The organism is Chryseobacterium sp. FG46 (genome assembly GCF_057809135.1).
This window is the reverse complement of sequence record NZ_JBMDJJ010000056.1, coordinates 1-10,451: the sequence shown is the minus strand read 5'-3', so window position 1 is coordinate 10,451 and position 10,451 is coordinate 1. Positions and strand designations below refer to the sequence as shown.

Genomic DNA, 10,451 nt, shown 5'->3' with positions numbered 1-10,451 from the left:
CCCCCCCCCCGAAACTTTATGCTAAAATGGGTATATTTTAATTTTTACAATCTATTTCTTACCCGCTGCTCTAATGGGAGTCAAAAGATCCATCAATCCCTTTAATTTTATTTAATACAAGATTGAAAACTAAAATAATACGACCCGTTTTGTCGCTCCACATATATAAATTTGTAGAAAGATATTTCAAAGTATAGGGAAAAACATATGTTACCAAATGAAAAATATTATATATTTGCCAACTTAAAAATTATAACAAATCGATGAACAAAAAAATTATTTTGCGGTTACTGTTATTAGTAACAGTGTCATTGTTTTTTTTCAATTCGTGTAGAACCGATGAAGCTACTCAAGAAGAGAAAAGAACTGAAAGAGAAAAAATCGAAGCATTTAGCAGGTTTGAGAGCAATCTAGACTCTCAAAAAAACACACAAAAGAACTCTGAATTATCAGTTATCATGAGCCCTTTAAGGAAATTATTCGGACATTCATGAACAATAATCCTGTTTTCACTCAGAAATTCCAGAACGAAGTAGGAGAAATTTATTTTAATCTTAGAAGTTTAACGTACGGAGAAACAACAAAAGGAATTGCCTATCCAATTATAAAAGACGGCTCAGTTAACGCAGTATTGGTAGGATTGGTTAATCCCAAAAGAGATTGGGTTAATTTTATAGTATTGAAAAATAACTCCCCCGAAGTACAGAGTATGATTTCAAATTTTCAAAACGTTTATAATTCACCTTCAATAGCATCAAGAGGTAGAGAGCCTGAACAAACAGAAGATATACTACCAGTTATAATTTATGTTTATGGAGATATTACTGGACCTGTTAATCATTATTACCAGCCTTACGTAGATTACGGAAGTAATGGTGGTGGAATGAGTGGTGGGTCTGACACCTACGGAGGAGGAGGTGGAAGTCAAACTCAAAACCCTCAGGACCCGAAGAATCCTTGTGAAAAGACTACCGGTATAATAACCAACGCCACAGTCAAAGCAAAAATTGATGAACTTAAAGCACAATCTACTTTAGGTGGTGAAAAAGGAGTAAAATTTAAAGTAGATGGTACACCTTCTGAGACAATACCTGGTCTGGCACACAGTGTAAATTTCAAGGATAAAACAGGTTATGCAGGAGGGTATCATAACCATACCCCAACAGGAATACCGATGTTATCGCCTAATGATATTGACCAGCTTTTAGGATTTGCAAGAGCACAACCAACTTCCAATCCTGCAAATGTAAATAATGCTTATGTGGGAATGGTTGCTCCAAATGGCATGCATTATGTTATTTGGTTTAATGGAACTTATCAAGATGCTATTACCAATTATTCACAAGACCAGATAGATGCTTATATTATTGATTATATAAAGACTGAAAGTGATTTAACAGATAAAGCAAAAAATGGAATGACATACATGAATAGCGATGGTACAATAAATAATTTAGGAGTGGAAAAACTTTTTTTTGAAACATTAAAGAATATGGGGCTGGAAGGAAAAGTTAATTTACAAAGAATAGAAAATGATGGTAGTGTAAAAAATATTAATCTGAATGCCAATAATCAGCCAACCTCAACTACTTGCTAATAGTAAATCAAATATAGAATATGAAAACAAATATCAAAAAAACAATATTTTTTAGTCTTTTTTTAGGCTTTTTATCTTGTAAAGCACAAACCACACTCCCTTTAAACACTTCTTTAAAGGATATTCCTGCTAATTCTTATTTAAAAGATTTAAACAATGAATTAAATTCATATACTGGGGTATTTCAAGGAAATTTTCAAGGAAAAAACATTATACTATACATTACAAAAATTGAAAAGAAATTACAAAAAAGCTCACAAAAAACCTATTATTCAGATGTTTTAGATATAAAGTATGTTGTTAAAAATTCTTCTGGTGTAGTTTTGCAAGACACAAAGAATAATAATATCCCCTCAATTAATCTTTATAGTATAGGAACAAAATCTTATGATAATTCTACTATATTCTTTTATAGTGGTACAAATTGCCGTGTTGGTTGGGGTAAAATAATTCTAAAAAAAATCAGTTCTACTCAAATCTCATGGGAATATAAACCTAATGATATTATTCTTGATGATAGCAAGTGCCCTCCAGGAACAGATATTAATATTTATCTTCCTGAAACAAAAGGTTTAATTTTTACGAAACAGTAATCACGCTTAATATATTTAACTAATAAAATGATTGGCTTTACCTGTCTGCGGTAAAGCCAATCATTTTCATTTTATAGCCAATTCAAAAATTTGTTATGTGATTTGGCTCCGAAAAGTTATTCCAAATTCAATCAGACATATGTCGTCCAATCTTCGATGCCGCCGAAATCATATACTAAGATTGGTCTATTTTAATTTCTACAATCCATTCCTTACCGTTGCTCTGATGGGAGCCAAAAGATCCATCAGTCCATTTAATTTGATCTCATAAACTGTTGAAAGCTGCATTCCCAGTTTTCCCTTTGGCATTCCGTTTTTATTAAACCATTCCAGATAGCTTACCGGAAGATCAATCAGAACTGTTCCTTCGTATTTCCCGAAGGGCATTTTCATGACACAGATTTCTTTTAGTATTTCGGGATTCAGTCCTTCCACGTTTTTATCTAATTAAATTAATTTTTCTTTAATATCATCCTGACCGGGTAGTTCAAGATCCGGAGGTGTTTCTTCATCCGAAAATTCATTCCTGTATACCTGAACCAGAAGAAGAGTCAATGAGATCAGAATAGGACCAAAAATAAGCCCCATAAAGCCAAACAGATTCATTCCCATAATGATTCCAAATACCGTATTCAGTGGATGGATGTTTTCCAGTTTCTTTAAAAGGGTAAAACGAAGGAGATTATCGGTAAGACCTACCACTACTAGGCAGTAGATTGCTAAACCTATACCCTGTCCTGTATTACCTTCCGCAATCATAAAGATACACACCGGAACATAGATAATAGCTGTTCCTACTACAGGAATCACAGAAGCCGCAGCAGTTAGTGCAAAAAGCAATGCTGCTCCCGGTGCTCCAAAAATCAGATAACCTATGAGTGCTACAATTCCCTGTCCTACTGCTACAACTGGAATTCCAATAGCATTGGCCATAATTAATTTTCTCATTTTATCGCCGATCAGAGAGATGTTTGCTCTCTTCAGCGGAGCTGAAGAAGTAAGGATCTTTTCAAATAGCCTCGGTCTTTCCAGCATAAAATAGAGAATAAAATACATGGACATTATTACTGTAAGCGTATTGAATGTCCCACTGACTGCAGAAGTAGAAAATTTTCCTACATTATCTTTCAGCTTGGCCATATTTTCTTTGCTCAGAATATCAAACCCTGTTTTTGAGAAAATATAAGAATGTATTTTGTCCAGGAAAACATTGAACTTGGCCATATAAGCCTGTGCATTTCCCAATTTATCAATAATCAGATCGGCAATAAAATAAATCGGAAGAATAAGAACAATAAGACTTGCCAACATCAATGCAAACGCAGCCAGTGACGGTTTCCATTTCTTTTCTTCCTGCAGATAAAAATTGTATTTTCTGCAGACTACATAAATGGTAATCGCCCCCAACACTGAGGGAATAAACAATGCCAGATTAAAGCAGATCAATCCGGCCAATACCAGAATGATGGCCAGCAATGACATCTGCTTTATCGCAACACTGCTTATTTGTTTGTCCTTATTCATCATGTATTTTTATATTTTTATTTGCTGAACATAATTTGTCTTGGTTTTCCTAAGAAAGCACAATAGGTTGAGTACATTACAATCATAATAAACGGAGCTGTCAGGATGATCCCTATTCCGCAAAGAATAATTCCCGCAACAGAAATCAGACCTCCTAAAAGACCTGTTAATAAGAAAGTTCCATAGTTTTCTTTAGCAATGTTGAACGACTTTGATAAAGCTTCTGTAGCTGAAGCATTTTCAAATAACAGAATCGGATATCCTATTAAAAGGAAAGGATATACAAAAATGACAGGCAACACACACAATGCCAGAGCAATGGAAGAAATTATCCAGGCAAGAAAACTATAAATCAAAATGTTTACAAAATTCTGGCGGTATCCGATAAAAAGATCAGAAAATTCAATCGGGCTTTTGGTATTGTATTTATTGACCATATAGATCAATCCTACATACAAAGGAGATAATAAAAGCCCGAAAAGGCTGGACGCTCCCATATATAAAGGAAGCCCGGGAGCACTCCAGTAATTAAAATCGCCTCCTGACTTCATTTCTTCAACCATAGAAGCAGAGTCAAATCCTGTAAGCATTTGAATAACAGATCCTCCGATCAGGTAGATGATCATGGCTACAATTCCGTAACCGAAAACGCCTTTGTACATTTCAAAAGCATGAGAAATAATTGATCCCGTATCTCTGTTAGGTACAGAACCCTGCTGATCAAATTCGTTAAATTCAGACATAGTTTAAATATTTAATGATTTTACCAAATTTACTTTTTTTTAGTAAAAAATCCCATTAAACACGAATGAATTTTAACTTTTCTCCGAAAAGACCGTTTTATACAATGAATAAATCATTGCATTCCAAAATGGAAATGTGAAAAGACCTCCAATCAGAAACAATGCAAAACCTAAGTACTTGAATAGAAAAGCAACAATTACACACACCATTATTTCAACGAAATACATCTTAAGCGCTTTAAAATTCAGGGAAATGGATTCGAAAATCCTTTTATTGGTGAAGAACATCAATGGAGCGACAAATAGTGTTACTGCCACCCAGATTATGGCCAATACGACAGTAGGAAGGGTAAACCTGTAAATAAAGAACCAGAAAAGAAAATAGCCCACATACTTAAAAAAGTTAAGCCCGTTATATCCGGCAAACAAATCTCCTATCACAATATTTTCTTTAAGATCAAGCTTGCGGAAGATCTGAAACATCCCGAGATTCAGCGGATACAGGAATGCTGTTGTTCCCCAGATTGCCAATGTAAACATCTGATAATTTTCAGTTGCTGTTATTGCTTGCATTTTTTTCAAATAAACCTGAGTCCCCTGCATAAAGGCTTCCTGCAATTCTTTATTATAAGAAAAAATGCCATACTTCTCTCCGAAAAGCATCACCGCAGTAAGCAGTATTCCAAAAAAGACGATAGAAAACATCAGCTGAAAAACGAGGGTTTTATTCCAGTAAAAAAATGCCTGCTTCAATATAAAATCTATTCCCGGTTTCTGAGGATATTTATTCTGCATCATAAAAAAATTTATGCAAAAGTAAACATCAATAAGTACTTTTGCAGAATGTTTTCAGTGAATCATCAAAAATTTATGGAAATGGATGAACTTTCTCTTCAGAAGGTTCCCTATTTTTTCATCATCGACTTTCTCTCGGAGAATGTTGAAATCTATCAGGAATATGAAATTAAAAAAGAAGGATTAATTATTGATTTTCAGACATTTTCAAACACAAAAGAGACACAGGAGCTGAATAAAAAAATCGTCTGGAAATCCTATCCTGAAACATTGGAAAACTTTCAAATAGGGTTTGATAAAGTTCAGGAAAATATTCGTTTAGGAAATTCCTATTTAGTAAATTATACCAGAAAAACACGAATTGAGACCAATTTAACCTTAGAAGAAATTTTTTATCATTCAAATGCGAAATACAAAGTTTTTTATAAAGATTTTTTTGTATTTTTTTCTCCTGAAACTTTTGTAAAGATCATTGATGGAAAAATTTTCACCTATCCCATGAAAGGAACCATTGATGCATCTATTGAAAATGCAGCAGAAATTCTGAAGAATGACAGAAAGGAGAAGGCAGAACATTATACCGTAGTAGATCTGCTCCGGAATGATCTGAGTATGGTAGCTGATGATGTAAAGGTGGACCAGTTCCAGCATATTGATTTTATCAAAACCCAGCAAAAGGATCTGTATGCGATGAGTTCTGAAATTTCAGGAAAGATAAAACCTGAATTTGAAGGAAAAGTAGGAAGTATTATGCAGAAACTTCTTCCTGCAGGCTCTATTTTAGGAGCTCCCAAACCTAAAACACTGGAAATAATTCTGGATGCGGAAGGATATGACAGAGGGTATTACACGGGAATTTGCGGCTGGTTTGACGGCCAAAATGTAGACAGCTGTGTAATGATACGCTTTATTGAAAAACAAGAAGACCAATTGTATTTCAAAAGCGGAGGCGGTATAACGCACATGAGTAAATTAGAAGACGAGTATCAGGAAATGAAAAATAAAATCTATGTCCCAATTCATTGAAAGCATTAAAGTAGAAGATCAGGAGATTTTTCTATTGGATCTACATCAGAAACGTGTCAATCAAACATTTTCCCATTTTGGGAAGGAAGACTCTATTGATGTGGCCAAGATCTATAAAAATCTGCAGCATGATGAGGATGGTCTTTTCAAGTTAAGAATTGCTTATGACCTTGACAAAAGAGTCAGAACACAGATGATTCCTTATGCTATTCCTGAAATACAGGATTTTCAGCTGTTAGAAAATAACAGCTTTGATTATTCATTCAAATTTGAAGATCGTAAGGAACTGGAAAAAATGAAGATGAAAGCTAAGGCAGAAGAAATTATCATTGTCAAAAACAATCATATTACGGATACCTCTTTCTCCAATATCTTATTTTTAAAAGGAAAAGACTGGTTCACTCCTTCTACTTATCTTTTGAATGGAGTGCAGAGGCAGCATCTTTTAAAGCATAAAAAGATCAAAGAAACGGAGATCACCTTACAGAACATAAAGCAATTCACCCATTTCCAGATCATTAATGCTTTGAATGATTTTGATGATATGTTTATCTATCCTATCGACAGAATTATCAATCTGCCGGGGAATGAAGAATATCTTGATCTTTAAGTCTACTTCATAAACTCAAAATACGACTTCAGTACATCTGCACTGTTCTTCCCGAGAGTATTTACTTCCAGGATTTTTGGCTGTGCATCAGGTTTAAAGAAATTCTCAAGAACTCTGTCCAGCGTAAGTTCGTCCTCTACCCTGATATAGGAGAATCCGAAATGCTTTGCCAGAGATTCGGCGTTCTTGCGGTGCTTTGTGGCAATAAATTCGTCTAATGTATTCGGGTTGGCATTTCTAGGTCCCGGAATAATTTTAAAGATATTTCCTTCACCGTTATTGAAGATCATAATTCTTACAAACGGTGGAATATACTGATTCCAAAGACCATTGATATCATAAAAGAAACTCAGGTCACCTGTAATCAATAAAGTTGGATTTTCATTTTTGATGGCAAATCCCATTGCCGTAGAAGTAGATCCGTCAATACCGCTTGTTCCTCTGTTACAGTACATTTTTCTCTTCCCGAAATCAAACAGCTGAGCATATCTGATCCCTGAAGAGTTACTGAAATGAATGTTATAGTTTTCAGGAATGGTTTGTGATGCTTTATTGAAGAAATAGAAATCTGAAAAATCAATTGTATTCAGAAACTGTTCGTGTTTAGCATCTTTTTTATCCCTTAAAACATCCCAAAGATTATAATAAGGTCTAGGCTCCAGATTAATAAACTTCAACAGTTTTGAGAAGAAAACCTCTGGCTTCACCTCTATCTTTTCTGTGAGTGAGAAATACGTATCAGGCTGCCACACTTCATCCAGATGCCAGTGCTGTTTAGGACGGGCGCTTCTAAGGAATTGTTTCACTTTCTTGGAAACTACATTCTGACCTACTGTAATCAACAGGTCAGGAGCATACGTTTTATAATCCTCTTCCGTAAAATTGAAAATATAACGGTCTATATGTTTGAAAAACTTCTCATGGTGTAAATTTGAATTGGCTTCACTCAACACAACCACAGAATGGTTCTTCACCAACTGAGTCAGCTGGCTTTCCAGTTCCGGGCTGTAATCTCTTGTTCCCACCAGCAGCATAATTCTTTGGGAAGTATGCCATTCCGCAATCAGATTGGACGGAATTTCATATTCTTTATGCTTGATGGTCTTTTCTACCGTTGGAAAAGTAGGAAGCTCTGAAACCAGCTCATATAAAGGTTCTTCCAATGGAATATTAATGTGTACCGGACCTTGCTTCTCAAAACAAAGTTCAATAGCTTTTTTAATGATATCGAAATTAATATCTTCCGCATTTTCTTTGCTGTCTTCCAAAAGCTGGAAGTCACCATAGGAATGCTGATGAAAAACATCCTTCTGTCTGATCGTTTGCCCATCGAATATATCAACAAAATCAGTCGGTCGGTCTGCTGTAAGTACCAAAAGCGGAATGTTCTGATAAAACGCTTCAGTAACCGCAGGATAATAATTAACCACAGCAGATCCGCTGGTACAGGTAATAGCTGCCGGCTTTTTCTCACTCTTCGCCATTCCCATTGCCACGAAAGCGGCACTTCTTTCGTCTACAATGCTGTAACAATTGAAACCATCTATCTCTGAAAAATGGATAGCCAAAGGAGCATTTCTTGACCCCGGAGAAATTACGATATCTGCAATTCCGTACTGCTGAAGAAGATGTGCAAGTATTTGGATACTTCTCTTAGAAGAATATTTTTTCATACAGCAAATTTAACTTATAAATAATGATTTTAAAATCATTTAATTTAAAAAAAATGTAATTTTGCTGTTCGTAAATTTCTAAAAATGGATAAAATACCTAGTGTAGACCTGCGTGATTTCCTTTCGGACAACCCGGAACGCAAACAGAAATTTGTAAATGAAATCGGAAAAGCTTATGAAGAAATTGGTTTTGTAGCCTTAAAAGGCCACTTTCTTGATGACAACCTAGTGGATGATTTGTATGGAGAGGTAAAAAACTTTTTTGAACAACCAGTGGAAACGAAACAAAAGTATGAGATTCCAGGAATTGGTGGCCAGAGAGGTTATGTAGGATTCGGTAAAGAAACTGCAAAAGGTTTCAAAAAAGGAGACTTAAAAGAATTCTGGCACTTTGGACAATATCTGTCTGATGATTCAAAATACAGAACTGAGTATCCGGACAACGTAATCGTTGAAGAACTTCCAAGATTCAACGAAGTTGGTAAAGAAGCATTCCAGATGCTTGAGAAAACAGGACAGTATGTGTTAAGAGCTTTAGCATTACACCTTGGTTTAGATGAATTTTATTTTGATGACAAGATCGCAGAAGGAAATTCTATTTTAAGACCGATTCACTATCCGCCAATCACTGAAGAACCGGATGATGCGGTAAGAGCAGCAGCTCACGGAGACATCAACCTTATCACTCTTTTAATGGGAGCACAAGGAAAAGGTCTTCAGGTTCAAAATCACAACGGAGAGTGGATAGATGCTATTGCAGAACCAGATGAGCTGATGATTAACGTTGGAGATATGCTTTCGAGACATACCAACAACAAGTTGAAATCTACTATCCACAGAGTGGTAAACCCACCAAGAGAAATGTGGAGTACTTCAAGATATTCAATTCCTTTCTTTATGCATCCAATCAGTGCCATGTCTTTAAATGCACTTGAGAACTGTGTAGACGAAAACAATCCTAAATTATACGAAGATACAACAGCCGGAGAATTCCTGCATGAAAGATTGATCGAACTGGGATTGATTAAAAAATAAACGCAATGGCTGTCTCAAATTAAGACAGCCATTTTTACTATTGTATTTCACTTGGAAATATGTAACAAGCGTACATACCGTTCTACATTTATAAAACCTATACTATCCTGTTATACAGTAAAATTCCGGACACGGTGTAGGCTGTGTAAAAGTTCCCCACGGACAGATACAAGTATAAGAATCACCACCGCCACCAGGATTTTCTCCACCTCCGGGGCCTCCACTATAAGGTACACATTTTCCATTCGAACAAATTTCTCCGGCAGAGCATCCTCCTTCTCCAGGTCCTCCTCCTTCAAAACAATACGCCGGAAAATTAACTCCTGCAACAATACCCTTTCTGTCTTCTCTTGAAAGTTTTTTTAAATTTTTCATAGTTTTTGATTTTTGGTATTTCCTACTCTATAAGCTTTTCGGATAACGCTAGCTTAAAAATAACAATTATTTTATTAATAATCAATAGTTTAAATTAACACCAATAATTAATATAGCTCTTAAGAGATCTTATTATGTTAAATTCTTATTATTAATTAAACAAATATCATTTAATTAAAAATATTTTAATTATTTTTACATTAACTACAAATTTTTAATTAAAATAATATGAAAAATCTAAAAAAACTACAAAAGAACCAATTAAAGAACATTTCAGGTGGAGCTAATCTTCCGGAAACAGATTTCTGTATGTATTATTGCAATGGGATGATTGTTTGTGCTACCTGCAGCGATGATTTCAAATGCCCGGACACGAACAGTGATATGTAAGATTCAAAATTAAAATGCCATAAATGGAATCACTTCTTTACAGAGGTGGTTTTTTATTTCTTTTGGGTTAAAATAAAATAGATTTGAGCC

General features: G+C 35.0%; 12 protein-coding genes. 6 read left to right on the top strand and 6 right to left on the bottom strand.

What is annotated here, in order from left to right; translation table 11 throughout:
- Window positions 1–490 precede the first annotated feature (490 nt).
- Both ACODR7_RS21250 and ACODR7_RS21245 read left to right on the top strand, forming a co-directional pair.
- Window positions 491–1,597: a hypothetical protein gene (locus tag ACODR7_RS21250; RefSeq protein WP_488842238.1), complete on the top strand. Its 1,107-nt coding sequence runs from the start codon at window positions 491–493 to the stop codon at window positions 1,595–1,597.
- A gap of 20 nt (window positions 1,598–1,617) precedes the next feature.
- The gene (locus ACODR7_RS21245; protein ID WP_488842236.1) at window positions 1,618–2,190 is read left to right on the top strand and encodes a hypothetical protein; all 573 of its coding nucleotides are present in this window, start codon (window positions 1,618–1,620) and stop codon (window positions 2,188–2,190) included.
- A gap of 198 nt (window positions 2,191–2,388) precedes the next feature.
- Here ACODR7_RS21245 and ACODR7_RS21240 read toward each other — a convergent pair whose 3' ends face one another.
- From ACODR7_RS21240 to ACODR7_RS21225, 4 genes are all read right to left on the bottom strand, one after another.
- Window positions 2,389–2,616, bottom strand: a complete 228-nt coding sequence (locus tag ACODR7_RS21240; protein WP_488842240.1) for a DUF3820 family protein — start codon at window positions 2,614–2,616, stop codon at window positions 2,389–2,391.
- 21 nt (window positions 2,617–2,637) lie between these two features.
- The gene (locus ACODR7_RS21235) at window positions 2,638–3,717 is read right to left on the bottom strand and encodes an AI-2E family transporter (protein ID WP_488842235.1); all 1,080 of its coding nucleotides are present in this window, start codon (window positions 3,715–3,717) and stop codon (window positions 2,638–2,640) included.
- A gap of 14 nt (window positions 3,718–3,731) precedes the next feature.
- Window positions 3,732–4,457 (bottom strand): beta-carotene 15,15'-monooxygenase, encoded by a 726-nt coding sequence (locus tag ACODR7_RS21230; protein ID WP_488842233.1) that lies wholly within the window; start codon window positions 4,455–4,457, stop codon window positions 3,732–3,734.
- Window positions 4,458–4,529: 72 nt separating this feature from the next.
- Window positions 4,530–5,255: a hypothetical protein gene (locus tag ACODR7_RS21225; RefSeq protein ID WP_488842231.1), complete on the bottom strand. Its 726-nt coding sequence runs from the start codon at window positions 5,253–5,255 to the stop codon at window positions 4,530–4,532.
- A 45-nt stretch (window positions 5,256–5,300) separates the two neighbouring features.
- On the opposite strand from ACODR7_RS21225, the gene ACODR7_RS21220 reads away from it, so the two are divergent.
- A complete protein-coding gene (locus tag ACODR7_RS21220; RefSeq protein ID WP_488842229.1) occupies window positions 5,301–6,278 on the top strand; it encodes an aminodeoxychorismate synthase component I in 978 nt (325 codons plus the stop codon).
- A complete protein-coding gene (locus ACODR7_RS21215) occupies window positions 6,262–6,888 on the top strand; it encodes an aminotransferase class IV (RefSeq protein ID WP_488842227.1) in 627 nt (208 codons plus the stop codon). The genes ACODR7_RS21220 and ACODR7_RS21215 overlap by 17 nt, the downstream gene beginning before the upstream one ends.
- Window positions 6,889–6,890: 2 nt before the next feature.
- Here the strand turns inward: ACODR7_RS21215 and menD are convergent, their stop codons facing one another.
- A complete protein-coding gene (gene menD / locus ACODR7_RS21210; protein ID WP_488842225.1) occupies window positions 6,891–8,561 on the bottom strand; it encodes a 2-succinyl-5-enolpyruvyl-6-hydroxy-3-cyclohexene-1-carboxylic-acid synthase in 1,671 nt (556 codons plus the stop codon).
- Between the two features lie 84 nt (window positions 8,562–8,645).
- On the opposite strand from menD, the gene ACODR7_RS21205 reads away from it, so the two are divergent.
- Window positions 8,646–9,596 carry an isopenicillin N synthase family dioxygenase gene (locus ACODR7_RS21205; RefSeq protein WP_488842223.1) on the top strand — a complete coding sequence of 317 codons (951 nt, stop codon included), beginning with the start codon at window positions 8,646–8,648 and terminating at the stop codon, window positions 9,594–9,596.
- Window positions 9,597–9,698: 102 nt separating this feature from the next.
- On the opposite strand, the gene ACODR7_RS21200 is transcribed toward ACODR7_RS21205, so the two are convergent.
- The gene (locus ACODR7_RS21200; RefSeq protein ID WP_488842221.1) at window positions 9,699–9,971 is read right to left on the bottom strand and encodes a hypothetical protein; all 273 of its coding nucleotides are present in this window, start codon (window positions 9,969–9,971) and stop codon (window positions 9,699–9,701) included.
- A 228-nt stretch (window positions 9,972–10,199) separates the two neighbouring features.
- Here ACODR7_RS21200 and ACODR7_RS21195 point away from each other — a divergent pair, with 228 nt between their 5' ends.
- Complete coding sequence (locus ACODR7_RS21195; RefSeq protein ID WP_488842219.1) at window positions 10,200–10,361, top strand: bacteriocin-like protein; 162 nt, start codon at window positions 10,200–10,202, stop codon at window positions 10,359–10,361.
- Window positions 10,362–10,451 lie beyond the last annotated feature (90 nt).